Source organism: Mesorhizobium sp. B2-3-13, assembly GCF_006442195.1.
GTDB lineage: Bacteria > Pseudomonadota > Alphaproteobacteria > Rhizobiales > Rhizobiaceae > Mesorhizobium > Mesorhizobium salmacidum.
Window position 1 is genome coordinate 118098 of record NZ_VFVQ01000013.1, and the last position, 25034, is coordinate 143131.

The 25034-nt window shown below is 63.1% G+C and carries 31 protein-coding genes; 13 read left to right on the top strand and 18 right to left on the bottom strand.

Features of this window, described 5'->3' with window-relative positions; all coding sequences use genetic code 11:
* Positions 1–6 precede the first annotated feature (6 nt).
* The 4 genes from FJ941_RS17165 to FJ941_RS17180 all read right to left on the bottom strand — a co-directional run bounded on the left by FJ941_RS17165 (position 7) and on the right by FJ941_RS17180 (position 4667).
* Complete coding sequence (locus FJ941_RS17165; RefSeq protein WP_140507368.1) at positions 7–957, bottom strand: helix-turn-helix domain-containing GNAT family N-acetyltransferase; 951 nt, start codon at positions 955–957, stop codon at positions 7–9.
* Positions 958–1030: 73 nt separating this feature from the next.
* Positions 1031–2176 (bottom strand): alanine racemase, encoded by a 1146-nt coding sequence (locus FJ941_RS17170; protein WP_140507370.1) that lies wholly within the window; start codon positions 2174–2176, stop codon positions 1031–1033.
* A gap of 2 nt (positions 2177–2178) precedes the next feature.
* Positions 2179–3474, bottom strand: coding sequence for a D-arabinono-1,4-lactone oxidase (locus FJ941_RS17175; protein WP_140507502.1), 1296 nt, complete (start codon positions 3472–3474; stop codon positions 2179–2181).
* Between the two features lie 5 nt (positions 3475–3479).
* Positions 3480–4667 carry an MFS transporter gene (locus FJ941_RS17180; protein WP_140507372.1) on the bottom strand — a complete coding sequence of 396 codons (1188 nt, stop codon included), beginning with the start codon at positions 4665–4667 and terminating at the stop codon, positions 3480–3482.
* 124 nt (positions 4668–4791) lie between these two features.
* Here FJ941_RS17180 and FJ941_RS17185 point away from each other — a divergent pair, with 124 nt between their 5' ends.
* On the top strand, positions 4792–5418 hold the full coding sequence (locus tag FJ941_RS17185; RefSeq protein ID WP_140507374.1) for a TetR family transcriptional regulator: 627 nt from the start codon (positions 4792–4794) through the stop codon (positions 5416–5418).
* A 17-nt stretch (positions 5419–5435) separates the two neighbouring features.
* Here FJ941_RS17185 and FJ941_RS17190 read toward each other — a convergent pair whose 3' ends face one another.
* Positions 5436–6287: a hypothetical protein gene (locus tag FJ941_RS17190; RefSeq protein ID WP_140507376.1), complete on the bottom strand. Its 852-nt coding sequence runs from the start codon at positions 6285–6287 to the stop codon at positions 5436–5438.
* An 88-nt stretch (positions 6288–6375) separates the two neighbouring features.
* Between FJ941_RS17190 and FJ941_RS17195 the strand changes: the two genes are divergently transcribed.
* From FJ941_RS17195 to groL, 3 genes are all read left to right on the top strand, one after another.
* The gene (locus tag FJ941_RS17195; RefSeq protein WP_140507378.1) at positions 6376–7173 is read left to right on the top strand and encodes a class I SAM-dependent methyltransferase; all 798 of its coding nucleotides are present in this window, start codon (positions 6376–6378) and stop codon (positions 7171–7173) included.
* 164 nt (positions 7174–7337) lie between these two features.
* The gene (gene groES, locus FJ941_RS17200) at positions 7338–7634 is read left to right on the top strand and encodes a co-chaperone GroES (RefSeq protein WP_006203049.1); all 297 of its coding nucleotides are present in this window, start codon (positions 7338–7340) and stop codon (positions 7632–7634) included.
* A 65-nt stretch (positions 7635–7699) separates the two neighbouring features.
* Positions 7700–9355, top strand: a complete 1656-nt coding sequence (gene groL, locus FJ941_RS17205; RefSeq protein WP_015318388.1) for a chaperonin GroEL — start codon at positions 7700–7702, stop codon at positions 9353–9355.
* Between the two features lie 100 nt (positions 9356–9455).
* On the opposite strand, the gene FJ941_RS17210 is transcribed toward groL, so the two are convergent.
* Positions 9456–10064: a TetR/AcrR family transcriptional regulator gene (locus FJ941_RS17210; protein WP_140507380.1), complete on the bottom strand. Its 609-nt coding sequence runs from the start codon at positions 10062–10064 to the stop codon at positions 9456–9458.
* Positions 10065–10162: 98 nt separating this feature from the next.
* Here FJ941_RS17210 and FJ941_RS17215 point away from each other — a divergent pair, with 98 nt between their 5' ends.
* The 3 genes from FJ941_RS17215 to FJ941_RS17225 are packed head-to-tail and all read left to right on the top strand — an operon-like array spanning position 10163 to position 12048.
* The gene (locus FJ941_RS17215) at positions 10163–11176 is read left to right on the top strand and encodes an NAD(P)-dependent alcohol dehydrogenase (RefSeq protein WP_140507382.1); all 1014 of its coding nucleotides are present in this window, start codon (positions 10163–10165) and stop codon (positions 11174–11176) included.
* 30 nt (positions 11177–11206) lie between these two features.
* Positions 11207–11641, top strand: a complete 435-nt coding sequence (locus FJ941_RS17220) for an OsmC family protein (RefSeq protein WP_140507384.1) — start codon at positions 11207–11209, stop codon at positions 11639–11641.
* A 20-nt stretch (positions 11642–11661) separates the two neighbouring features.
* Positions 11662–12048, top strand: coding sequence for a nuclear transport factor 2 family protein (locus tag FJ941_RS17225; RefSeq protein WP_140507386.1), 387 nt, complete (start codon positions 11662–11664; stop codon positions 12046–12048).
* A gap of 105 nt (positions 12049–12153) precedes the next feature.
* Here FJ941_RS17225 and FJ941_RS17230 read toward each other — a convergent pair whose 3' ends face one another.
* From FJ941_RS17230 to FJ941_RS17260, 7 genes are all read right to left on the bottom strand, one after another.
* Positions 12154–12765 carry a LysE family translocator gene (locus FJ941_RS17230; protein ID WP_140507388.1) on the bottom strand — a complete coding sequence of 204 codons (612 nt, stop codon included), beginning with the start codon at positions 12763–12765 and terminating at the stop codon, positions 12154–12156.
* An 88-nt stretch (positions 12766–12853) separates the two neighbouring features.
* A complete protein-coding gene (locus FJ941_RS17235; protein WP_246672747.1) occupies positions 12854–13189 on the bottom strand; it encodes a YkgJ family cysteine cluster protein in 336 nt (111 codons plus the stop codon).
* 52 nt (positions 13190–13241) lie between these two features.
* Positions 13242–13400 (bottom strand): hypothetical protein, encoded by a 159-nt coding sequence (locus tag FJ941_RS17240; RefSeq protein ID WP_140507392.1) that lies wholly within the window; start codon positions 13398–13400, stop codon positions 13242–13244.
* Between the two features lies 1 nt (position 13401).
* Positions 13402–13809 carry a hypothetical protein gene (locus FJ941_RS17245; protein WP_140507394.1) on the bottom strand — a complete coding sequence of 136 codons (408 nt, stop codon included), beginning with the start codon at positions 13807–13809 and terminating at the stop codon, positions 13402–13404.
* Complete coding sequence (locus FJ941_RS17250; protein ID WP_140507396.1) at positions 13809–14036, bottom strand: hypothetical protein; 228 nt, start codon at positions 14034–14036, stop codon at positions 13809–13811. Before FJ941_RS17250 ends, FJ941_RS17245 begins: the two co-directional genes overlap by 1 nt.
* Before the next feature lie 343 nt (positions 14037–14379).
* Complete coding sequence (locus tag FJ941_RS17255) at positions 14380–14589, bottom strand: cold-shock protein (RefSeq protein WP_010915421.1); 210 nt, start codon at positions 14587–14589, stop codon at positions 14380–14382.
* 264 nt (positions 14590–14853) lie between these two features.
* A complete protein-coding gene (locus FJ941_RS17260; protein ID WP_140507398.1) occupies positions 14854–15522 on the bottom strand; it encodes a glutathione S-transferase family protein in 669 nt (222 codons plus the stop codon).
* 165 nt (positions 15523–15687) lie between these two features.
* Between FJ941_RS17260 and FJ941_RS17265 the strand changes: the two genes are divergently transcribed.
* On the top strand, positions 15688–15867 hold the full coding sequence (locus FJ941_RS17265) for a CsbD family protein (protein WP_140507400.1): 180 nt from the start codon (positions 15688–15690) through the stop codon (positions 15865–15867).
* Positions 15868–15900: 33 nt separating this feature from the next.
* On the opposite strand, the gene FJ941_RS17270 is transcribed toward FJ941_RS17265, so the two are convergent.
* Both FJ941_RS17270 and FJ941_RS17275 read right to left on the bottom strand, forming a co-directional pair.
* Entirely contained in the window at positions 15901–17034 is a 1134-nt protein-coding gene (locus FJ941_RS17270; RefSeq protein WP_140507402.1) for a metallophosphoesterase, read from the bottom strand.
* A 133-nt stretch (positions 17035–17167) separates the two neighbouring features.
* Positions 17168–17800: a TetR/AcrR family transcriptional regulator gene (locus FJ941_RS17275; RefSeq protein ID WP_181169842.1), complete on the bottom strand. Its 633-nt coding sequence runs from the start codon at positions 17798–17800 to the stop codon at positions 17168–17170.
* A gap of 148 nt (positions 17801–17948) precedes the next feature.
* Here FJ941_RS17275 and FJ941_RS17280 point away from each other — a divergent pair, with 148 nt between their 5' ends.
* Complete coding sequence (locus FJ941_RS17280; protein ID WP_140507406.1) at positions 17949–18710, top strand: NIPSNAP family protein; 762 nt, start codon at positions 17949–17951, stop codon at positions 18708–18710.
* Here the strand turns inward: FJ941_RS17280 and FJ941_RS17285 are convergent, their stop codons facing one another.
* Together FJ941_RS17285 and choX are read right to left on the bottom strand one after the other, a co-directional pair.
* The gene (locus tag FJ941_RS17285; RefSeq protein WP_181169844.1) at positions 18711–19544 is read right to left on the bottom strand and encodes an alpha/beta hydrolase; all 834 of its coding nucleotides are present in this window, start codon (positions 19542–19544) and stop codon (positions 18711–18713) included.
* A complete protein-coding gene (choX, locus tag FJ941_RS17290; protein WP_140507408.1) occupies positions 19541–20479 on the bottom strand; it encodes a choline ABC transporter substrate-binding protein in 939 nt (312 codons plus the stop codon). The genes FJ941_RS17285 and choX overlap by 4 nt, the downstream gene beginning before the upstream one ends.
* A gap of 81 nt (positions 20480–20560) precedes the next feature.
* Here choX and betI point away from each other — a divergent pair, with 81 nt between their 5' ends.
* Entirely contained in the window at positions 20561–21199 is a 639-nt protein-coding gene (gene betI, locus FJ941_RS17295; protein WP_140507410.1) for a transcriptional regulator BetI, read from the top strand.
* Between the two features lie 37 nt (positions 21200–21236).
* Here betI and FJ941_RS17300 read toward each other — a convergent pair whose 3' ends face one another.
* Entirely contained in the window at positions 21237–22226 is a 990-nt protein-coding gene (locus tag FJ941_RS17300; RefSeq protein ID WP_348640748.1) for a LysR family transcriptional regulator, read from the bottom strand.
* Positions 22227–22317: 91 nt separating this feature from the next.
* Between FJ941_RS17300 and FJ941_RS17305 the strand changes: the two genes are divergently transcribed.
* The 3 genes from FJ941_RS17305 (at position 22318) to FJ941_RS17315 (ending at position 24999) form a co-directional block, all read left to right on the top strand.
* On the top strand, positions 22318–22797 hold the full coding sequence (locus FJ941_RS17305; protein WP_140507414.1) for a cupin domain-containing protein: 480 nt from the start codon (positions 22318–22320) through the stop codon (positions 22795–22797).
* 151 nt (positions 22798–22948) lie between these two features.
* On the top strand, positions 22949–24346 hold the full coding sequence (fumC, locus tag FJ941_RS17310; RefSeq protein ID WP_140507416.1) for a class II fumarate hydratase: 1398 nt from the start codon (positions 22949–22951) through the stop codon (positions 24344–24346).
* Positions 24347–24582: 236 nt separating this feature from the next.
* On the top strand, positions 24583–24999 hold the full coding sequence (locus FJ941_RS17315) for a DoxX family protein (RefSeq protein WP_140507418.1): 417 nt from the start codon (positions 24583–24585) through the stop codon (positions 24997–24999).
* The last annotated feature ends 35 nt before the right edge of the window (positions 25000–25034 follow it).

Below are 25034 nucleotides of genomic sequence, written 5' to 3' on the forward strand. Positions count from 1 at the left end.
GCGCCGCTACAGCTCCAGATCCCAGTTCTGTCCAACCAGATCCTTGCCGAAGGAATGGTGAGGCTCTTCCGCGATCAGCTTGAAACCGGCCGCCTGGTAGATGTGCCGGGCCGCGGTCAAAATGTCGTTGGTCCATAGGGTCAGCGTCTTGTATCCCCTGGCGCGGGCAAAGCCGATGCACTCGTCGACCAGGCGCTTGCCGATGCCGAGGCCGCGCGCCGAAGGTTCGACATAGAGCAGCCGCAGCTTGGCCACCTGGTCCGACTTGCGCACGACGAAGACCGAGCCGACGACCTCGCCTTCCCGCTCGGCGATCCAGCCTCGCTCCCATTTCGGATCGAAGGATTTCACGAAATTTGCGAGGATTTCGGCGACCAGCGCCTCATAGGTTTCGTCCCAGCCATAGTCCTGCGCGTAGAGCATCCCTTGCCGGCGGATGATCCAGCCAATGTCGCCGACCTGCAACGGCCGCAGCAGATAAGGGATTTTCGGCTCGCCACTGTCATCCAGCAGACGCTGCACCGTGCGCATGGAATTGACCAGCCGGTCCTGCTCCGACGCGGGCAGCCGATCGAGCAGCGCCGCGACCTGGTCGTGCGAATCCTTGTTCAGCGGTGCGAACGCGTTCCTGCCCGCCGGCGTCAGCGCGATCGACGATTGCCGCGCGTCCGAAACCAGGGTGACCCTGGAGATGAGATGAAGGCGCTCGAACTTCTTCAGCAAACGGCTGACATAGCCGGCGTCGAGGCCGAGATCGCGCCCGAGGTCGGTCGCGGTCAGTCCGTCACGATGCGCCAGCTCGTAGAGCACGCGCGCCTCGGTCAGCGAGAAGGCGCTCTTCAGCAGCCCTTCGTCGAGCAGTCCGATCTGACGGGTATAGAAGCGGTTGAAGGCCCGCACCGCATCGATCAGGTTTTTGCTGGGTGCAGCCTTGTCGGGTTGATGGTGGATTGTCATCGAGTCATCTCCTGCTGGCACAGGATCAAACATTTACTTGACTAAGTCAACTATCAGGAGATGGCCCGGACACTTACATCATCGGCAGCACCGGCCAGCGGTCGACGATCCTGCCACCGGAAAGCACCGCGATCGGCCCGAGCTGCTGCAGCACGGCTTCGCTCTGCGTCGGTCGCAGGAACGCGCAGTCGCCCGGCCTGACGGCGGCCGCGGCGGGCAAGCCCATGAATTGCTGGTTGGAGGACAGGCCAAGCAGGCCGTTCGTCGTCAGGCCTTCGGGAAACACCGGTTCGGCCATCCATTTGCCGCCATAGAGATAGCAGCCCTTGCGCGGAAACCGGCCGAGCGCCTGGAGCAGACGCGAGACCGCAGGTGGGCCGGGCAGCATTGGCTCGACCACTTTCAGGATCGGCGTCGCGATGAAGGCCGCCGGCCGGAAGCCATCGAGGCCTGGCGTGTCGAAATCGCGGGGCAGCACGAAGGCCGACCCGATCGACACTTCATTGGCAGCACCGCCATGATGAAGCAGCGCGGTCTTGCTGCCACCGATGTTCAAGATGTGGCGCTGGTCCATACCGAGGCGCGCGATGAAAGCGGCGGCCCGTTGCGAGGCTTGCGCCAACGCCTTGGCCGGCCCGCCGAACAGGGCGGGTATGTGCGGCGCATGCGCCTCATAGGCCATGACGCCTTCGCAGCGCAGCCCTTTGTGGGCCGGCAGCGCCTTCAGCGCCCGCGACAGAGCCTCCGGTTCGGCAAAGCCGCCGCGATGCAGTCCGACATCGATTTCGAAAACAATGCGCAGCTCGACGCCGAGTTCGTCAGCGAGAGCGCCATACTCAGCCAATCTCTCCTGTGTGTCGATCAGCCAAGATACTCGCGACCAGACTGCATCGCCTCTGGAAAGCGCGGCCTTTGCCGCGCCGACCGGCATCGGTTTGCCGTACAGCAGATCCGCATCCGCAAACGCGCTCAGCACCGCCTCGCTGATCGGCGGATGGAAGGTCATGAAGCGTTGGGTTCCAAGCGCCTTGCCGACATGGGAGAGCAGCGGCAGGCAAGCGAGCGACTTGTCGACCAGTCGTACGGCAAGGCTGGCATCAAGCCTCTCCTTCACCAGGGCGATGTTGCCATCCAGCCGGTCGAGGTCGAGCAGCAGGCAGGGTTGGAGGATGCCCGCCTGCTTCAGCGCATCCGAAAGCGTGGCGAAATAAGCCTTCATCGCTAGATGCCAAAAGGACTGGGTTCAATGCCGAACAGGTCGGCCATGTAGGGCGAGACGAAACGGTCCTGCGGATCGATGTCGCGGCGCACCGCCATCGCATCGTCCCAGCGCGGATAGAGCTTTTTCAGGTCGGCCGCTTTCAGGCTGTGCATCTTGCCCCAGTGCGGCCTGCCGCCATGTCTGCGGAAGATCGGCTCGGCCGCACGCATGAACGGCAGCGGATCGTTCGCCGCGTCATGATGGATGGCAATGGAACAGGTGAGCCTTTTGTGAAAGGGCGAGAGCCAGAATTCGTCTGAGGCCACCGACCGCACCTCCATCGGAAAATAGACTTCCGGAAAATGCTTCTCGGTCAGTTCGATGATCTCGGCCAGCGCCTTCGGCCCCTCCTCGAAGGGAAGGTGATATTCCATTTCGTTGAACCTGGTCTGCCGGTCGCTGGCATAGACGTTGAACCAGTCCTGCACATAATCCTCGGCCGGCACCTTGGCGACGGCGCCGAGGATCAGCCGGCGGCGCAGCGCCGGCAGCCAGGCAAGCCCGGTGCGCAAGCGACGCAGCGTGCGCAACGAGCCTTCATCATCGTCGGTCGGGCGCACCGTCGTGGCTTCGGCGCTGAAGTCGCTGGCGATGAACTGGGCGTAGCCGGAGAAGGGAATGTAATAGAATTCAGCCGAACGATGCGCGGCCATCATCGTCTCGAAATCGCGCAGCATGTCGACGATCGGCAGCACCCATTTGCGGCGGCGCAGCCGGTAGCTCGCGATGTTGTTCAGCGTCACTTCGCTGAGCACACCGAAGGCACCGAGGGCGACGCCGATGGCATGGATCGTCTCCTGATCCCCTTCCCGCTTGAATTCGCGGACCTTGCCAAGCCCGTCGACGATCTGCACCGTTTCCAGCTGCGTGTGATAGGCACCGAGCGTCGGCCCGGAGCCATGGGTAGCCGTGCCCAGCGCGCCGCCTATGGCCTGGCGGTCGATGTCGCCCATGTTGGGCAGGCCCTGGCCGATGCCTTGCAGGATGTGCATGAGCGAACCAAGCCGCGTCCCTGCCCGTACGCGCGCCTGATGTTTTTTCGCATCATGCGAGACCAGCCCTTCCAGCTTCTCCAGCGACAGGATGGTGCCTTGGGACTTCACCAGCGGCGTGAAGGAGTGACCGGCGCCGACGACGCGGACCGGGCCGGGCGCGGTGCGAATGAGATCGCCGAGTTCGCCCGCATCGGCCGGACTGGCAAGCAGCCGCGGCTCGGCGGTGACAAAGCCGGACCAGTTGCTCCAGCTGTTCGACATGGTGCTCACGCAATCGCGCGGCGACGCCGCGCCACCAGGACAAACAGGCCAAGCAACGCCACGCTGGCGACGGCGCTTGCGGCGGCGAATTCCGGAACCGGGCGAAAATCCTTGCCCTCGATGAGCAGCGACGCCGCGACCGGCCCGGTCGCAAGGCCGAAAAGCTGGGCAGCCGGTATCAGCAGCACGGCGGTGCGTGTCTCGTCGGCGGTGATCGCCAGCCGGATCTGGTAGGGCACGATGAAGAGCAGGATAAAACCCATGACCAGGGCGGCGACCCAGAATGTCGTGAGGCCAGGTCCACTGGCAAGCACGAGCGAGGCGACGAGCGCGACGATGCCGATCGCCACGATGGCAACGCGATAATCGACGCGCGCCTCGAACACGGTCGCCGTCATCGCGCCCAGAACCTGCGCCGCGAGGCTGGCCGAGACGATCAGGCCGATGGTGCGGCCATCGATGCCGAATTGGGCGCCGAGCGGCTCCAGAAAGGCCCAGACGGCGCCGAAGAACATGAAGTAGCAGAAGACCGACAAGAGCGCGGTGACCGAAGGAACCGTCAGCACATTGGCGAGGTTCTCTTCCTTCGGCAGGTCGGCATAGTCGGCGGGGACAATAAAGGCGACGACGAGCGACAGGACGCAGACGATCGCGAGAACGAGGAAGCCCCCCGCCGATCCGGCGGCGGGGATGACATAGAGCGCCAGCAGCAGGGCAAGAGCGCATTGCGCCAGCGTCTGCATGGTGACGAAATAGCCGCCGATGCGTTCGGCGCGCCGCGAACGGGCGATCAGTTCGGTGGCGACCGCGACAAGGCCGCCTTCGGCAAGACCGGCCAGCGCGCGCGCCGCCATCAGCGTGTTGGCCCCGGCGGCATAGGCCGTCCAGACATTCGCCACCGCCAGCAGCAGCAGGAGGACCGCGCCTTTCCAGCGCATATTGCGGGCGGAAAGCAGCATCGCGACGCTCGCCGAGCCAATAGCGATGGCGATCATCTCGGCTGTGGCGACCAGTGCCAGTTCGTCGCCGCTGACATGGCCCTCGGTGTAGAGGGCACCAAGCAGGACGGGCTGCAGGCCTAGGATGAGCAGGCCGACCGACCCGATCCACAAGGCCGAGGCAAGCTGCCCGCCGGTCGGATTGCCAACCAGCCAGTCGCCATCGCCCTGAAGACTGGTACTTGTCGAAGTCAAAGGCGCCTCCCCAACGTCCTTGCCGCGCGGCAGAAAAGCTGACACTCTGTCAGCATTCAGAACCTGATACTTGATCATATTTCTTGTCAACCGGAATTTGGGAACCTGTGCGAAAGATCGGCGCATGACGGAAGCAAGTCGAACGGCCACCGAGCCAAGGCGCAGGCCCAAGCAGGAGCGCAGCCGCGAGCGCATCGACGCCATCCTGTCGACGACCATGCGGCTGATCGGCGAGAAGGGCATCGATGCCGTCACCATGAAGGAGGTCGGCATGCTGGCGGGCGGGCCGATCGCCACCGTCTATCACTACTTCCCCAACAAGTCGGCGATCCTGGCGATGCTTTATGAGCGGTTTTCGGAGGTCAGCCGGGCGCGCCTGGCGGCGATCATCGCCGATGTCCGCGAAGCCAAGGACGTCATCGTCGCGGCCGACCGGCTGCTTGACGACTATCTCAGCCGTGTCGCCGGCGATCCGGCCATCCAGGATCTGCAGAACGCCATCCAGGCCGACAAGGCGCTCAAGAATCTCGACATCGCCGAAACCCGGAATCAGGCCAAGATGTTCTGCGACCATGTCATCGCCTTGCTCGAGCCGGAGAAGCACGAGCAGTTCGAACGCATGGTCCTGCTGATCTTCCAGCTCGCCGGCGGCGTCGTGCGCCTGGCGCTTGCGCAAGGCGAAGCGGAAAGCCGGCGCACGATCGAGGATTACCGGTCGATCATCCACACCCAGTTGCGGTTGTTTCTCTAACCAATGCCGACCGGAGACTATCTCGCCCGGCGGATGAGGCCTTCGAAACCGTCGGCCAGATCGGCAGCGCCGGCCGCGAACATCTTCACCAGATTTTGGGGACGGCCGGGAGTCTTGTTGGCATCGAGGAGGATGGCCCTGCCTTCATGCATGACGAAATCGAATTTCCCGTAGTCGAAGCCGAGTTTACGCCGCCGCTCGCGCAGTTCGTCGGGAACCGGGACAGGTTCGCGTCGGATCGTTTCCGATGCCTTGACCAGGCTGTTGGGCGAGACGTAGCGGGTGCAGCGTTCGCGCTCTCCGCAAAACACCCAGAAACGAACGGCAAAGCCGTCGGGCTCCGGTTCCGGAATGAACTTTTCCACGACGAGATCATCGCAGTCGAAGACGCCATCTGGAACGTCGCCGAGAGTTCCATGGACTTCATAGGACCGCAGGGCCGGCAGATGCGGAAAAGGCAGCGACTTGCCGGCACGCGCTGATCGCCGATTGAGGAGCGTCTCCGGAATGCCTCGATTGTTGAGGTTGCTCTTGACGATGACGGGGCCTTGCCAGGTGTCGCCCTCGCCTATCAGCGCTCCGCTGATCCGTCGTTTCGATATGTCTCCCGCCCCTACATTGAGGCAGAATGGGAAACTCCTGGCATAAGAGAGATAGTCTGCCGGCATTATCGTTGCATCGACATGCAGAACCGCGATATCGGCATTGTATGTTTTCGACAGGCCTTGTTGAATCCGCACCGAATGGCCGCGCCTTTTCAGGTTCTCCAGAACATCGAAAAGCAAATAGGGGCTGCCCCTGCGCAACATAAGATTGCGCTTGCCAAGGAACCGGTCATGCTCATGCGTTATGACAGTGACCCGCGCCACGGCTATCCCCCTTTGGCTTCCATGCCCGCTTCTATTAAGCGGCTCTAATCAGGCGATGCCAGACCTTCCTGAGCTCCGACGGGTTTGAATGACGAATCATTGGGACAATTATCATCGGCACTGGAAGCTCCTGGACGCCCCGCTGCGGCCAACTCCGGAAACCGTCGGCATATTCGATCGCGAACTTGATCTCGGGAACGCCGATGTCCTCCTCCTCGGCGTAACCCCCGAACTGGCAAGCCTGGGCAGGTCTATCTTGGCGATCGATCAATCGGCAACCATGATTTCCGGCGTATGGGCCGGCGACAGCGTCTCGCGAAGGGCGATGGCCGGCAACTGGCTTGACCTACCCGTCGAGCGGGCAAGTTTCGACGCCGTCATCGGCGACGGATGCCTGTCGGCCGTCGATTCCAAAGTCGCGCGCGGTTCGCTGTTCGGCGAAATCGCAAGGGTGCTGAAACCTGGCAGGCATGCGGCGATCCGCGTTTTCGCGCGGCCGGAAGCAGCGGATGACCTGTGCCGCATCGAAGCGCTGGTCCTGGCTGGCGGGGTCGAGAATTTCCACGCGCTCAAATGGCGGATCGCAATGGCGTGCACGACCGACGACTGCGACAACACCGTCAGTGTGCAGGCAATCCGTACGGCATTCGACGAGCTGTTTCCGGATCGGGAAGCCCTTGCCGCACGCACGGGATGGAGCATGGCATCCATCGACACGATCGACGTCTATGCGGGCTCCGAAACGAGGTACAGTTTCGCGACACTAGCCATGCTGAAGGACGAGGCAGGTGCCTGGTTCGACCAGGTGCGTGTCGTGCCAAGCGGCAGCTATCCCCTGGCGGAGCGTTGCCCGCTTCTGGTGCTCGGTTCGGCCAGGCTTCGATAAGTTCATCGCCATCGTGCCAAGAGGCGTCCGCGTGCCTTGACTCTCGCAGGTCGGCGGCCTATTTCAGCGCCACGTTAGCACTCGCCTTTGGTGAGTGCTAACCACGTGTCCGGCACCGCCGGACGGAGGAACTGTTCTCACCGTTCTCATTCGAGGAAGAAAAAATGGCAAAGTCGAAGTTCCGCCCGCTTCATGACCGCGTGGTCGTTCGCCGGGTCGAATCCGAATCCAAGACCGCCGGCGGGATCATCATCCCGGATACGGCAAAGGAAAAGCCGCAGGAAGGCGAGATCATCGCCGTCGGTTCCGGCGCTCGTGACGAAGCTGGCAAGCTGGTCCCGCTGGACGTCAAGGCCGGCGACCGCATCCTGTTCGGCAAGTGGTCGGGCACCGAAGTCAAGCTCAATGGCGAAGACCTTCTGATCATGAAGGAATCCGACATCATGGGCATCATCGGCTGATCATCGGCCTCATCTTCAACTTGAATTTTTCGGGCTCTATCCGAGCCCCTGCCAGGAGCTAAAACATGGCTGCCAAAGACGTAAAATTCTCCCGTGACGCCCGCGAGCGCATGCTGCGCGGCGTCAACATCCTCGCCGACGCGGTGAAGGTCACGCTCGGCCCCAAGGGCCGCAACGTCGTCATCGACAAGTCGTTCGGCGCCCCGCGCATCACCAAGGACGGCGTCACCGTCGCCAAGGAAATCGAGCTTGAAGACAAGTTCGAGAACATGGGCGCGCAGATGGTCCGCGAAGTTGCTTCGAAGACCAACGACATCGCCGGCGACGGCACCACAACCGCGACCGTTCTGGCGCAGTCGATCGTCCAGGAAGGCCACAAGTCGGTTGCCGCCGGCATGAACCCGATGGACCTGAAGCGCGGCATCGATCTGGCCGTCACCGAAGTGGTCGCCGCTCTCGGCAAGGCCGCCAAGAAGATCAAGACCTCCGAGGAAGTCGCCCAGGTCGGCACGATCTCGGCCAATGGCGACGAGTCGGTCGGCAAGATGATCGCGGAAGCGATGCAGAAGGTCGGCAACGAAGGCGTCATCACGGTCGAGGAAGCCAAGACCGCCGAGACCGAACTCGAGGTCGTCGAAGGCATGCAGTTCGACCGCGGCTACCTCTCGCCCTACTTCGTCACCAACGCCGACAAGATGGTTGCGGAGCTCGAGGACGTCTACATCCTCCTGCACGAGAAGAAGCTCTCCAACCTACAGGCCATGCTGCCGGTCCTCGAAGCCGTCGTGCAGACCTCGAAGCCGCTGCTCATCATCTCGGAAGACGTCGAAGGCGAGGCCCTGGCCACGCTGGTCGTCAACAAGCTGCGTGGCGGCCTGAAGATCGCCGCCGTCAAGGCGCCGGGCTTCGGTGATCGCCGCAAGGCCATGCTGGAAGACATCGCCATCCTCACCGGTGGCCAGGTCATCTCCGAAGATCTCGGCATCAAGCTCGAGAATGTCGGCCTCAACATGCTCGGCCGCGCCAAGAAGGTGTCGATCTCCAAGGAGAACACCACCATCGTCGACGGCGCCGGCAAGAAGGCCGAGATCCAGGGCCGCGTTGCCCAGATCAAGCAGCAGATCGAGGAGACCACCTCGGACTACGACAAGGAGAAGCTGCAGGAACGTCTGGCGAAGCTCGCCGGCGGCGTTGCGGTGATCCGCGTCGGCGGTGCGACGGAAGTTGAAGTCAAGGAAAAGAAGGACCGCGTCGATGACGCCCTCAACGCGACCCGCGCGGCCGTGGAAGAAGGCATCGTTGCCGGCGGTGGCGTTGCCCTGCTGCGCGCTTCGGCCAACATCAAGGTGACCGGCGTCAACGCCGACCAGGCCGCCGGCATCAACATCGTTCGTCGTGCACTGCAGGCTCCGGCCCGCCAGATCGCGGCCAACGCCGGTGCGGAAGCATCGATCGTCGCCGGCAAAATCCTCGAGAACAAGGGCGCGACCTTCGGCTACAACGCCCAGACCGGCGAATATGGCGATATGATCGTCATGGGTATCGTCGACCCGGTCAAGGTCGTGCGCACGGCCCTCCAGGACGCGGCCTCGGTCGCCGGCCTGCTCGTCACCACCGAAGCCATGATCGCCGAAGCTCCTAAGAAGGACTCGGCTGGCGGCGGCATGCCTGGCGGCATGGGCGGCGGCGGCATGGGCGGCATGGGCGGCATGGACTTCTAATCCAGCCACCTTCGCAAATTTTTCGAAAGGGCGGCCGAAAGGTCGCCCTTTTCTTTGCATGTTGAGGCTGGTGCTCCACCGCGGTCGGTTGGACCCAGCGTCAGACAGCAGTCTCCGCACGCTGCGCCACCTTGCCGACGAGCACGGCCTGTTCGATAAGTGCAGCCACTTCATCAGCCACTGCCAGCAGCGGGGCACGGTCGCGGGTGGCGCGGGCAATCACCATCAGGCCTTCCAGCGAAGATTCGACCAGCAGCGCCAGCGCCTGCGCGCGACGCTCCGGGACCCCTGCCCTGATGAAGGCATCCCGCAGCAAGCCTATCCACTGCTCGAAAGCTGAACGGCAGATCTCTTCGAGGTCGGGCACGTCGTTCGGCGCATCCAGCACGACGGGCGCGATCGGGCAGCCGAGCGAAAACTCGTTGTCCTCCAGCATGCGGGCGACGGACTGGTAAATGTGGTGGACGGCGACCGCCGGATCGCTTTCCGCCGCAAGTTGGGCACCCAGCCGCTCGGTCACGTCGGCCACGCTGGCGCGCGTCACCTCGACGACCAGTTGGTCCTTGCCACCCGGGAAATGGAAATAGAGCGAGCCACGCGGCGCGGCGCTGGCACTCAAAATGTCGTTCAGCGAAGTGCCGTGATAGCCGCGCCGCCGCAAAAGCAGTGCCGTCGCCTCGATCATCCGCGTGCGTGTGTCCGTCGCCATGTCAACCTCTGTCAGGAGTGCGCATTATAGGGCTTGCGCGGAATATGACAATCGGTCTACATAATATGTAAATCGGTCTACATATTGCGGAGGCAGTGATGCAAAAGTATCGGCTGGAAGGAGAGGACGGCGGCCTCGACAGAGTGGTGATGCGCGAGGAAGCGGTCCTCCAGCCGGGTCCGCATCAGATCCTGATGCGGGTGCGCGCCACCTCGCTTAATCGCCGTGACACGATGATCCTCAGCGGCGCCTATCCGCTGGCGCCGCGGGCCGGCGTCGTGCCGCTGAGCGACGGCGCCGGCGAAGTGGTGGCCATCGGCGATGGTGTCACCCGCCTTGCCGTCGGCGACCGCGTCACCGGCAGCTATTTCGCGCGCTGGATCGACGGCCGTATCAACGCCGGGCTCATCGACCAGCTCGGCTGCACGCTGGACGGCATGCTCGGTGAATATGCCTTGCTCGACGAGCAATGGGCGGTGCGGCTGCCTGAGCATCTCGACTGGCATGAAGCCGCGACCTTCAGCTGCGCGGGGGTGACGGCCTGGAGCGCTTTGACCGGCTCCGAGGTCCCAAAACCGGGGCAATGGGTGCTGGTTATCGGCTCGGGCGGCGTCGCGCTGTTTGCGCTGCAGTTTGCCAAGCTGATGGGCTGCCGCGTGGCGGCTGTCACCTCACGTGTCGAAAAATCCGGCCGGTTGCGCGCGCTCGGCGCCGACCTCGTCATCGCAACGGCCGAGAGGCCGGATTGGGGCACCAAGCTGCGCGAGGCGACGGGCGGCATCGATCTGACCGTCGAGACCGGCGGGCCGGCGACCTTTACGCAATCGCTGATCGCAAGCTCCCTCTACGGACGCATCGTACTGCTGACGGTCCAGGACCAGAAGGGCAGATCGGTCGAGATCCCAGCCGCCGTCTACCAGCGCAGTCTTGTCACCATCGGCCGCGTCTTCGTCGGCAGCCGCAGCGGCCTGGAGGCGATGCTCGCCGCCGTCGCGGCGCATCGCTTGAAGCCCGTCATCGACAAGGTCTTCCCGTTTACCGAAGCGCGCGAGGCATATCGGCATTTCATGCAGGGCGACGTGTTCGGCAAGGTCGTTATCGACGGCGCGTGAGCCCCTATTCATCAACCAAAGGAGAGAGCAATGACAATTCGCGACGCATCGGCCGAATGGCACGGCACACTCAAGGAAGGATCCGGCCGGCTAAGGCTGGGCAGCGGCGTGTTCGAGGGCGCCTACTCGTTCCCGTCCCGCTTCGAAAACGGCCCCGGCACCAATCCGGAGGAACTGATCGCGGCCGCCCACGCCGGCTGCTTCTCGATGGCGCTCACCGCCATTCTCGGCAGCGAAGGTCATATCGCAAGCGATATCCACACGATCGCAAAGGTGCATCTGGGCGCCACCGCGGCCGGGCCGACGATTACCCGCATCGAGCTTGAGACGGAAGCGAACGTCGCCGGTCTCGCCGCCGCCGACTTCGAGCGGCTGGCGCAGTCGGCCAAGGCGGGATGCCTCGTCTCGCGGGCGCTGGCCGGCGTCGCCGCGATCACCCTGAAAGCGAACCTCATAACCCACTAAGAACGGAAGGAGAAAATCCGATGACCCAGGAATCGATCATCGACATCGCCGCGGCCAACCGATCCGGCGAAACGGCTGAAATCATGCGGCGCTATAACGACGTGTTCCAGCGTCACGACCCCTCGGCTCTCGACGAGCTGGTGGCGCAGGACTGCGTGATCGAGAACACCACGCCGGCGCCGGACGGCGCGCGCCGCGTCGGTAAGGCAGCCTGTGTCGAGCTGTGGTCGGCGATCGCCACCGCACCCGGTACGCGCTTCGACCTCGAAGAGACTTTCGTGGCCGGCGACCGCGCCACGATCCGCTGGCGCTACTGGATGGCCGACGGCAATTCGCTGCGCGGCGTCAACCTGATGCGCGTCGCGGGCGGGCGGATCGTCGAGGCCATGGGTTACGTCAAGGGCTAATGCATGTCGCCGGAAGTGTCCTCGGTCCCGGGACGTGCATAAAATGAGAAGCTTACAGCAGGTCGGGCGAACCCTATTCGCCGCGACATGCTGTGAGCCGCGCGATCACCTGTCCGCCAGTGCCAACTTGGCGCCGAGCATGACGAAGGCGCCGGCAAACGTCCGGCGCATCCAGGTCAGCACCATCGGCCGCGACCCGACATGGCTGCGGATCGACGCCGCGAAGATGCCGTAGCCGACGAAGACCACGAAGGTCAAAAGCATGAAGACCGAGCTGAGCTCCAGCATCTTCGACAGCGCGTTGGGCTCGGTGGTGCTGACGAATTGCGGCAGGAAGGCGAAGAAGAAGATCGACAGTTTCGGATTGAGCACATTGACGAGGATGCCGGTGGCGATCACCTTGCCGGCCGAGCGTGGCGCGACATTGTCCTCGACGCTCAGGCCGCCCTTCTCCTTCAGCGTATTCCAGGCCATGTAGAGCAGATAGGCGACGCCGAGATATTTCAGCGTCTCGAAAGCAACCGCACTGGTGTGCAGCAGCGCCGCCAGACCGGTGATGGCAGCGGCCATATGTGGGATGATGCCAAGCGTGCAGCCGAAGGCGGCAATGATCGAGGCCCGCGCACCGCGCGAGAGTCCGGCGCTCAGCGTGTAGAGAACGCCGGTGCCGGGCGAAGCCACGACGATCAGCGATGTCAATAGAAATTCGATGCTCACGATGATCTCCTCCAGCGCCCTGCCCTGACGCAGCCTAGCCAGCAAACGGGGTGCGCACAAGCCATGGCATTCGCCGCCAGGAGGCGCGCTAAACGGTGGAAAATCCGAGCGCCCGGCGCGCCATGAGGCACTCGTCATCGCCGGGCATACAGGCGCGGCAGACATCCGGTCGCATTTCGTAGATGGTGCAAGCGGTGGACTTGCCGACTTCGCCGGACAGGGCCGAACAGCGCACGCCGTCACAGCGCATGCCCGACAGGTCGGCCGCCACGTATTTTTCCGGGATGCGGTCGAGCTGCGCGTCATCCTCGGTCGAAAAGCGCGGCCATTCGGCCGAATAAGAACAGCAGGCGCCGCAGCTCTGGCAATCGAACACAGGAGCGATGCCTGCTTGACAGGAAGCCAGGGTGGTCGCGGCTACCACGGCAACCGGCTTCAAAGCAGCAAGATTGCGATCGGCGTCCTCAGGCAAGGCGCTACTTCTTCTTGCCGGTCTTGCCCTTCGGTGCGTCCGCTGGCGACTTGAACAGATCGGTCGCTGCCTCGGCCGCCTTTGGCGCGGCAACCGGCTTGGCCGGCTTTGCGGCGGAAGCCGGCGCTGCCGGCTGGTCCTTGGCGGAGAATTTTATGGCCATGTCAGTCCTCGTCGGCGAAACGCGATGATGGTGCGCGCGGATTGCGCAGGCGGCCGATCAGCGCCGAAACCGCCGTGATGTTCATTTCCTCGGGCGACCAGTTCCTGGCTTCCGCGATGTGATGAGCCGCCAGCTCACGATGCGTGCTGCCGCTATAGGCGGCATCCTGATAGGTCACCCGCTCATGGGTCTTGGCGTCTTCGCGGACATATTCGATGAGGTAGTTCGGGCACTCGGCACGGCCGCGCACGCCGATGCGCACCTGGGCATCGCCATGGGCGCGCTTGCAGCGTTCGAGTTTCTCCAGCACGCGACGGACATATTCGACCGGCTTGTCGAGGGTTTCGACCATGTCGGCGATGGTCGCATCGGCGGCGATCGGCGTTGACGGTACGCGCTTGGTGGCCATCAGCGTTTTCCGGCTCGTTTCGGCAGCAACGCGAGTGCTGCGGCGGCCGCCATCTCGTCGGCCTCTTTCTCCAGCCGCAACTCGCGCAAGCGCGCGGTCTTGGCTTCCCGCGCCTGGCTGACGGCATCGCGCTCGGAATTGATGCGATTGAGCGACATCGACTGGGTTTGCGTCTTGCTGAACAGCGACACGGCCGTATCGACGGCTGTCTTCGAATGAGCGGTCAAAATCTTTCTCCTGTCAGGAGCCTGGTGCCGATAGGGCGAGACCGGGTCTTCGGTCGGGACCATGCACAAAGCAATGCGGCAGCGGATTCAAATTGCTGGAGCGTCCCTTAGCACGTTCAGCCCAATGCGCAGCGCATTTTCAGCGGCAACAAGCGGAAAATGAAAAAGGCCAGGCACCGCCTGACCTTCCCTGGGAGCGCCGCGCATCCAACTGGATGCACCAGGCTAGCTCCTGATGGGCAGCACAAACCTTGGAAACTCAGATCCCCATGGCCATGCGCCCGAATTCGCCATTCACCGGTGCCAGTACATCCGTGGTCACCGGGACGGCTGAATTCTTTCTTCAGGCCGCCTTCAACTGGTCGGCGGACATCTTGCCCGACTTGTTGTCGCGGACCATCTCGTAGCCGAGCTTCTGGCCCTCGACGATGTCGCGCATGCCGGCGCGTTCCACGGCCGAGATGTGGACAAAAACGTCGGCGGAGCCGTCGTCAGGCTGAATAAAACCAAAACCCTTGGTGGCGTTGAACCACTTAACTGTGCCGGTGCTCATGACGAACCCTTTCCATGGCAAATATTCGTTCGCCGCCGTGCGGATGCACAACGTCGTTTGTCTCGATTTTTGATGTGGGAAGTTCGTCAAAGGCGCGCCCGAAAGCGCGGATAACAAAAGTCAGTCAAACAAATATCGACAGATTTGTTGTATCCGTGTTTCAGCCGCCTGTCAAATATTGCGCTATCGGCCCGAAATCCGCCAGTTGAGAGCACCTCACGCGGCCCGTCCCGATCCCTGGGTAAAACCGCTTCACGGACAGCCCTATTCGTCGGGACCCGGCTCCGGCCATGTCTCCTCGGCGGCTTCGGCATACCATTGGCGCATGGCCGGTATAGCCAGAACCGCGTCCACATAGGCCCTGGTGTCGGGCGCCAGCTCCCCGCCATAAGTGTCGAAACGGGTGACGACAGGCGCATACATGGCATCGGCCGCACTGAAATGACCGAACAGAAACGGGCCGCCCTTGCCGTGTTTCTCACGGCACTCGCGCCACAGCGCCTCGATGCGGGCACGTTGGGCCTCGCCCTCGGCATCGAGCGGCTTGTGCCCCTTTGGCCGGCGCAAATTCATCGGCCAGCCATAGCGGACTTCGCGAAAACCGGAATGCATCTCGGTCGCCGCCGAACGCGCCAGTGCCCGGGCGCCGATATCGGCCGGCCAGAGCTTTTTCCCAGGAAAAAGGTGGGCGAGATATTCAAGGATGGCAAGGGTTTCCCAGACGATCCTGCCATCGCGATTCAAGGGCTTGTGAACCAGGACGGGCACCTGACCGGTCGGCGAAACTTTCGCCAGATTGGCAAAGGTCTCGGGCGTGCGCAGCCGCACGAATCCTTCTTCGAACGGTATCTCCAGGTACCGCATCGCCACCCAGGGCCTGAGCGACCAGGACGAAAAGCATTTGTTGCCGATATAGAGCGTGAATTCAGACATCTGTCCCCCTTGGCGGTGTTGCTCCTTGCGGACTGCGCCGGCCGGCACCCTAGCCTGCCGGCCCAGCCGCCGAAAGGCACTGTTTGCCGACACAGGGAGCGGCTGCTGGAACCGACTCGGTGCCGGCTCGTTTGCTCAAGCGAACAAGATCCGGGAGATGCGGAAATGGTGAACAAGGATCAGGTCGCCGGCGTGGCCAAGCAGGTGAAAGGATCGGTCAAGCAAGCCGCCGGCAAGGCGACCAGCGACAGGCGGACGCAGGCCGAAGGCGTGGCCGACAAGACCACAGGCAAGGTACAGAAGGCCTATGGCGACGTGAAGGACAAGGTCAAGAAATCTGTTTGATCGCTGTGGAAGGGCCATATCGAGCGGCCCTTTTCACGTCTTCAGCGATTTGCTGAAGGCGTTGGTGAAAATCACGTCGCCATGATCGTCGCTGGCTTGCCCCAACACGACGTCCAGGCTGTCGTCGGTGACACGTGCCAGAGCGAAGCCGCCCATGTAGGCCGCTTTCGGCTTGAAGAGATCGAGGCCGTCGCATTGATAGATCATCGGCACCTCGTGCTGATGACCATGGAAGACGGCAACGACGTTGTAGCCCTTCAGGGCCGCCAGCAATGCCTGGCGGTCCGCATCGCTCCACCAATGCGGCGCTCCCTTGCCGCCGTCGTCGAATACTCTCTTGACGGTATCCCACCGCTCCATCGAAAAACTGTCCCAGCCATAGTGCTGGAACAGGATGACCGGGCGGCCGTCCGCCGCATAGGTCGCCAGATCCTGCTTGAGCCAAGGCAGGCTGTTGTCGGCGCCGTGGCCGGTGTCGCCGGCGAAACGATGGGTCTGCACCAGATGCAGGCCACCCCAGTCCCATGAATAGCAGTCGGTGTCGACGTCGTAGCTGGTGGCCGGCACCGGCGGCTTGAAGAACACGCCGGCGCGGTGATTGACCTCGACATAATCGCGCATTTCGCGCCGGTACCAGTCGACATGATGTGGCGGACCGTTCTGATCGAGGTCATGATTGCCGAGGCCGACATAAACCGGAACATGCACGCGGTCGGGCCCCATGCCTTGCTGATAGCGCTGGCTGAACTGCAGGAGTTGGGTGCCTTCGCTGGGCTCGGTGATCTGGCCGCCGCCGTCGTCGGTGATGTCACCACCGACGGCAAGTCCGAGCGGCGTGCCGATGCGGCTGCCGGCCGACCGCAAGCCCGTGGCGACGCCGTTGATCTCGACCGGCCACTTCTTGTCACCGATGGCGTTCAACGCCGCGACATTGCGCAACAGCGCCGCGTCCGTCTTGCCTTCCTGCTGGCAATTGGGGCTCAAACCGCTCGCCATGCGGCAGGCATGGACATCGGCGACGAACAGGAAGGTGGCGTCGACGGGCTGGATGCGCTGCCCGGTCTGACCGAGCGCCGGGCGTGAAAGCGCACTGGCCGCGGCAAGACCGGCGGCCTGCACCAGAAAACCACGCCGCGACAGCAATAGGGACGAAGGGCGATTCATCATCGGGGAATTTCAGCATGGAGAGCGGGCGGCAGTAAAGTTCAGCGGTTACGAGACGATCAAGCCATTGGCCGAGTAGCAACCGGCTTTCCACGCTCGTCGCGGCATCGGCGGCAAGCTCGGCTGTAGCTTGCCCTCAAGTGCTGCCGAACCGCCGCAGCACTCTGCGACGTCGCCTCGCCCCCGGACCGCCCTGCGATGATGCCGCGTGGGCGGCGCTCCGCTCGAACGCCGCAAGGCAATCGCGCAACGGGCCGGCGTGCTGCTCTGTCTTGGCCAGCGACATGGCGCCGGAATAGGTGGCGACGGCAACCAGCGCAAGATGCTCGGGATCCGTGCCTTGCTCCCTGCCCTCCCGCTGGTCGGCCCTGATCTTGTCGGCGATCGCCTGGCGCCATGCCGCAAAAATACCGGCAAGGGCAATCCGGAATTCGGGATCGGCGAGCGAGAGTTCATGCGCCAGATTGTTGAGCGGGCAGCCGCGTACGAAACCTTGCCGTTCCAGTTCGGCTGCCACGGCTTCGAACACCTGACGCACGCCTTCGCGCGCCGAAGCCGCCTGCCGCACCGGCGCTATCCACGTCTCCTCGACCGCCGCCGCCACGCGTTCGTCGATGACCGCCAGCGCCAATGCCTTCTTGGTCGGGAAATGATGATGCAGCGCGCCACCGCTGACGCCTGCCGCCGTCATGAGGTCGCCCAGGCTGGAAGCATGGTAGCCGCGTGCCTGAAACGCGACTTCCGCGACATCGAGCACTTTCCTGCGCATGCCTTCGGGGTCGTTGAAGCGTTTGCCTCGGGCTCGCCTTGGCCGGATGTTTATCTCTGCTGACATTGCCGAAGGATAGCATGTTGACAAAACAGGGCAACCGGTCTGTTTATAAACAGGATGATCAACCTGTTTTGGAGAACGCCGGATGAAGCCGACCCTGAATGCCATGCCGGAGCCCGCTGCACTCGCCTCGCCGATCGTCGAATTGCGCCAGTACACATTGAAACCCGGCCGGCGCGAAACGTTGATCGAGATCTTCGACACGGAGTTCATCGAAAGCCAGGAAGATGCGGGGATGACGATTATTGGCCAATTCCGCGACCTCGATCGTCCCGACATGTTCGTCTGGATGCGCGGCTTCGACAGCATGGATGCCCGAAAGGATGCTCTCGGCGCATTCTATGACGGCCCTGTATGGGCGGCGCACCGTGATGCCGCCAATGCGACGATGATCGATTCCGACGATGTGTTGCTGCTGCGACCGGCCTGGCCGGACGCCGGCTTCGATCTGTCGGGACCGCGTCGGCCAACGGCGCCCAAAGGCACAAGCGATCGGAATTGGTTGCCTGGCCTGGTTGAGATTTCGATTCATCATTTGCTGCCGGGCACCGGCGCCGACTTCGCCGGGCGTTTCCGGGCGGAGATGGTTGTGCGAATTGCGCAGAACGGCGCGCGTCTGCTCGGCGCCTTCCTGACGGAGCCGGCCGCAAATACGTTCCCTCGACTTCCCGTGCGCGCCGGAGAAAACGTCTTCGTCGCCGTTACCGCCTTCCACAACGCCGATGCCAGCCATCGCCTCGCCGTTTCGCCGGCGTGGCGGGCGCTCGGCCAGAGCATGCAAGCCGTCAGCACGAAGCCGGCCGAGACGTTGCGGCTGGTGCCCACGGCCCGATCGCTGTTGAGGTGATCAGCGGCCGGACAACATCCCCGAGATCGCGGAGGCGACAAAGGCCGGATCCTCCCAATGCGGATTGTGACCGCAATTTGGCGCCCAGACGAGACGGGATCCGGTCAGCGCCTCGGCCAAAGCCTGCTGGTGCGCTTCGCCGAAAAGCGGGTCGCAGGCGCCGGCGATGATCAGCGCCCTGGCCCGCACGGTCCGCGCCTCGGCTATCAGGTCCGTGATGCGGACTTCCTCCAGAATGGCGCGCCAGCGGGCCACCGGCATGGCGGAAGCTTCCCTCGCCAGGCCAGCGAGAAACGGCCGCGGCACCGAGGACCGGCAGGCATGCCACCAGTCGTAGAACGGGTCGGCCGGCGATAGCGGGTCGCGCAAATCCTGGATGCCGACCGGCAGCGGATGGTCCGGCGTGAAACCGGGCTTCAGCGTGCTGGCCAGCACGACCAGGCCACCGATGAGGTCCGGCTGCCGCACGGCCAATGCAATCGCCACCATGCCGCCCAGGGAATGACCGACGACGACAGGCTGGTCCAACCGCAGATGCCGGATCAACCCTGCAATATCCTCGGCGAAATCCGCGACGCGGCAGCCGTCGCCCGCCTGCGAGGCACCATGGCCGCGCAGATCGGGCATGATCAGCCGGCGTCCGGCTAGGTGCGGCGCCAGCAGCGAAAAGCTGCGGCTGGTATCCGTGAAACCATGAACCAGCAACAGCGGCGGCCCGGCGCCGGCGATCTCGACATAGGCGATGTCAAGATCGCCGGCATTGATCCATTGCTTGCGGCCAGCCCAGGCGTCCTGTTCCACTCCGGCAATGGGCAAGGCGTCCGGTGGTCTCACAGGCCGAGCTTTTCCTTGACGGTGGCAAGACCAGGTTTGCCATCGAAAGTCGTGACACCGGCGAGCCAGGCATCGAGGCGGTTCTTGTTCAGCGTGATCGCCTTCAGCGCCCCGTCCTCCGGCTTCATGCCGTCATTGATGAGGTAGCCCATGCCGACATTCTCGAAGTCGATGTCGAAGGCGAGGTTCCTGAGGAACTGCGCTACGTTCGGACATTCCTGCAGGTAGCCCTTGCGCACCTGCGTCGTCACCGTCGCGGCGCCGAAATTCGGGCCGAAGAACTTGTCGCCGCCGGTCAGGTACTTGAAGTCATATATGGTGTTCATCGGATGTGGCGCCCAGCCCTGGAAGACGATGAACTGCTTCTCCTTGATCTCGTAACCGACCTCCGACAGCATGCCGGCTTCGCTGGACTCGACCACGTGCCAGCCATCGAGGCCGAAGGCCGGATCGGCGATGGCATCCATCATCAGCTGGTTGGAGCCGGGCTCGATGCCATACATCTTTTTGCCGAACTTGTCGGCGAACTTGTGCAGGTCGGAGACGTCCTTGACCCCTGCCTCCCAGACATAGGTCGGCACGGCGAAGGTGTATTTGGCGCCGACGAGATTGACACGCACATTCTCGATCGAGCCGTCCTTCTTGTAGGGCTCGTAATAAGTGACCATCGCCGGGTCCCAGTAACCCAGGAACAGGTCGAGATCCCGGTTCTTCATGCCTTCGTAGATGACGTTGATGCCGAGCACCTCGCTCTGTGGCTGATAGCCGAGCGCTTGCAGGAGCACGTTGCCCACCCCCGTGGTGAAAGCGAGATCGTTCCAGCCAGGCTCGGCCATGCGGACCGCCCGGCATTGCTCGGGGTCCGCCGCCTGGGCCGCCTGCGAGGCCAAGACCAGCGCGGCAAGACAGGCACCACCTGCAAGGATGCGCAACATTTCCGTTCTCCTCATTGCTCGAATTGACCAATCGGTCTTTTTATTATCCCACTGGTCAATGATTGATCTCGCGGGACGAAAATGTCAACGTGGATTCGTGATGCATGGAACAATCTCGTGAAACTGAAGCGGCTTGGCGACATACGCCGCAAGGAATTGCGGCAGGCGGCCTTCGCGGTTCTGGAGCGCGAAGGCATTGCGGGGGCCACGCTGGAAAAGGTCGCTGCCCATGCCGGCGCCTCCAAAGGCATCGTGCTGCACTATTTCCGTAACAAGCAGGAATTGTTCGAGCACGCGATGCGCGAGGCCAACGCGGTCCTGTGCAATGCGGTGGTCGCAAGGCTTCGCCAGGCACGGACGTCGATGGAACGCCTGGATGCGGTGATCGAGGGCAATTTCGAGGAGCATCTCTTCCTGCCGCCTCTTTGCCATGCCTGGCTTTCGCTCTGTGCCGAGGTGCCGCGCGATGAAAAGCTGGCGCGCATCCAGAAGGTGATCCACGGGCGCATGCGCTCGAACCTGTTATCTGGCCTGCGCGGCCTCGCCTCACCCGGCGAGGCCGACGACATCGCGCTTGGCGTCACGGCCTTGATCGACGGACTTTGGCTTCGCCTTGGCCTGCAGCCGGGCAGCGTCTCGCGCGAACAGGCGATCCGGCAGGTCAAGGGCTATGTCGCCGCGCGGCTGGCAACCCAAAAGCGCTCGACCACCCACGGGTGATTTTGCGGTGGATGGCGGTTACACGGCTGGATGAAGCCTAGGTCCGGGAACCGGTCGTTTCATCGCCGTCGAGATCCCTGAAGCCGAGCGCCTCGACAGCTTCGAGGATCTGATTGCGAATCCAGCGGTGCGGCGGCTCATCGTCATGGCGGGCGTGCCAGTACATCCTGACTTCCGGCACCGCAATCGCGAACGGCGGTTGGTAGATCACGACCGGCAAGCTCTTGACCGCTGCTACCGCGAACTGTCTGGGAACGGCGGCAAGGTGGTTTCCGCTGGCTACCGCCAGTGCGACTGCCTGAAAATGCGGTAAGGCGAGGCTCACCCGGCGCTTCAGCCCGATCTTGTCCAGCGCCGCGTCGGTAGAGCCCGACATCGAACCGTCGATGGAGCGAAGAACATGCGGCAATTCGCAGAAAAGCTCTATCGGCAAAGGCTCGCCGTCCGCGATCCCGGCTTGCTTGATCGCGGTATTGTCCCTCGCGGCAATGATTGCGAATGGCGAATCGAACAGTGGCGTGCTGGAGACCCAGTCGGGAATCTCCAGCGGGCGTTCGAGGGCAGCGTCGATTTCATCGTCCTGGAGCAACCTCGAAACGTCGCCGCGCGCGCTGTCCAGAAAGCGAAACGACACGCCGGGCGCCATCGCCGCGATGCGCGCCGCCAGCGGCGGCATCAGCAGCATGGAGAAGAAATCCGCGCCCATGAAGGTGAAGGTTCGCTCCAACCCGGCAGGATCGAAGTCCTTGCCAGTCTGGAAAACGCGTTCGATCTCGCGCAGTGCCGCGCGCACCGGCTCCGTCAGGCTTTCGGCGCGCGGGGTCGGCACCATGTCGTTGCCGCGCCGCACAAACAGCTGGTCGTTGAGGACATGACGCAGGCGATTGAGCGCCGCGCTCATGGCGGGCTGGCTCAGCCCGATCTGCTCGCCGGCGCGCGTCACGCTTCGTTCACGTAAAAGCGCATCGAGCACCCTGACGAGATTGAGGTCGAGCGCATTTAAATTCATGGCATCAATCCGCCCCATACGATCATTCGATTTCCATCGCCCGCCAATCCTTGGTCAGGTAGCCGCAGACGCCGCTCGGTCGGCACCGCAAGCACAAGGGAGAGCCGTCATGACAATGATCAACAGCACGATCGCAGGCAAGGAACTCTTCTGGTTCAACAACACACTGGTTGCCATTCGGCTCTCCTCGGCGGAGGGCGAGGACGGCATCTGTGTCGTCGAGCACCGCATGCCCCATGGCGATTCTCCGCCGCTGCATGTGCATCGGCACGAGGACGAGGTGTTTCATGTCCTGGAGGGACAGCTGCGCTTTCGGATCGACGGCCACGACCAGATCGCCGGTCCTGGCGAAATCATCATCGCGCCGAAAGGCCTACCGCACACATACAGGGTCGAATCCCAGGACGGCGCGCGCACCTTGACCATCACGCGCGGCTCCGATTTCGAGACGATGCTGCGTCAGACCAGCCGTTCCGCCCAACAGCCGCAATTGCCGCCGCCGTCGGAGCCGACGCCGCAGATGATCGAGGCTCTGGTGCGGATCTGCGCGGAAAATGGCATCGACATTGTCGGTCCGCCCTTGAGTTGAGAACGCGAAACTGCCGATCTCTCCTCCAAGGCTTCCAGTGGGGAGATCGGAAGCATCTTCAACCGATTTGCATCTCAGTCGCACACATTCTCCGCTTGAAGCCCGTTGTGCAACGCGATACGCCGTTGCCGGCTTCGACAGGAGAGACCCAGTGAGCGCTGAAAAAACCAGAACCGAAACCGATACGTTCGGCCCCATCGAGGTTGCCGCCGGCCGGTATTGGGGCGCCCAGGCGCAGCGTTCGCTGGGCAATTTCAAGATCGGCTGGGAAAAGCAGCCGGCTTCGATCGTGCGCGCGCTGGGTATCGTCAAGCGGGCGGCGGCTGAAGCCAATATGGAGCTCAAGCGGCTCGATCCGGTCATCGGCAAGGCAATCATCGAGGCCGCGCAAGAGGTCATCGACGGCAAGCTCAACGACCACTTCCCGCTGGTGGTCTGGCAGACCGGTTCGGGCACGCAGTCCAACATGAACGCCAATGAAGTGATCTCGAATCGCGCGATCGAAATGCTGGGCGGCGTCATGGGCTCGAAAAAGCCGGTGCACCCCAACGACCACGTCAATATGAGCCAGTCGTCGAACGACACCTATCCGACGGCGATGCATATCGCCTGCGCCGAGCGGATCGTGCACGACCTCTTGCCGGCGCTGAAGCACCTGCATAAGGCGCTCGCCGCCAAGAGCCGGGACTTCAATCACATCATCAAGATCGGCCGCACCCATACGCAGGATGCCACGCCACTGACGCTGGGCCAGGAATTCTCCGGCTACACGGCGCAGGTCGCATCGTCGATCAAACGCATCGAATTGACGCTGCCCGGCCTGCAGGAATTGGCGCAAGGCGGCACTGCCGTCGGCACCGGCCTCAATGCGCCGGTCGGTTTCGCCGAGCGGGTGGCCGATCGTATCGCCGCCATATCAGGCATCGCCTTCGTCACCGCGCCGAACAAGTTCGAAGCGCTGGCGGCGCACGATTCCATGGTGTTCTCGCACGGCGCCATCAACGCGGCGGCGGCGGCACTGTTCAAGATCGCCAACGACATCCGCTTGCTCGGCTCCGGCCCGCGCTCGGGCCTCGGCGAATTGTCGCTGCCGGAAAACGAGCCCGGCTCCTCGATCATGCCGGGCAAGGTCAACCCGACGCAGTGCGAGGCGATGACGCAAGTTTGCGTGCAGGTCTTCGGCAACAATGCGGCACTGACCTTCGCCGGCAGCCAGGGCCATTTCGAGCTCAACGTCTACAATCCGCTGATGGCCTACAACTTCCTCCAGTCGGTGCAGTTGCTGGCCGACGCATCGGTCTCCTTCACCGACAATTGCGTCATCGGCATCGAGGCGCGAGAGGACAACATCAAGGCGGCCCTCGACCGTTCACTGATGCTGGTGACGGCGCTTGCTCCCACCATCGGCTACGACAACGCCGCCAAAATCGCCAAAACAGCGCACAAGAACGGCACGACGTTGCGGGAGGAAGCACTGGCAACCGGGCTGGTCAGCGAGGCCGACTATGACCGCCTGGTGCGGCCGGAGGACATGACGCATCCGGGGTGAAGCGATTCCAGGAAAAGTGCAAAGCGGTTTTCCGTCGGAATTGCGTCAGACCACGGCTGACATTTTTCGGCGGGAGAATTTACTCCCGCCACCACATCGTCCGACACGAATTTCGCGCCTCCTGCCCGATCACGGGAATGTATGTCCCGTGAACAATGTGTCGCCGCATAGCTGTCTTTGGTGAACAGTCGGCATCGTCTATCTGAGTGGCCATTCAAACCAATCGGAGAGCCACCATGTCCATCAACACTTCCGCCGCCGGCACCGCGTCCAACAGTTCTGTCACCATCCTGCTCGGCCGTATCCTGCTCGCAGTCATTTTCCTGCTTTCCGGATTCGGCAAACTATCCGCCATTTCCGGCACGGCCGCCTATTTCGGTGGCCTCGGCCTGCCGGCACCAACGGCGACAGCCGTCATCGTCGGCCTGATCGAGCTGCTTGGCGGCCTTGCCGTCCTCGTCGGTTTCCAGACCAGGATCGCCGCCTGGGTGCTGGCGATCTTCACAATCGCAACCGGTCTGGTCGCCCACACCGGCTGGGCCGACCAGATGCAGATGATCCAGTTTCTCAAGAACGTCGCCATCACCGGCGGCTTCCTGCTGCTGGCCTCCTCGGGTGCAGGCGCGTATTCGATCGACGCCAGGCGCGGCTAAGGCTTCCCCTACCAAGGGCCCGAAACAAGCGGCGC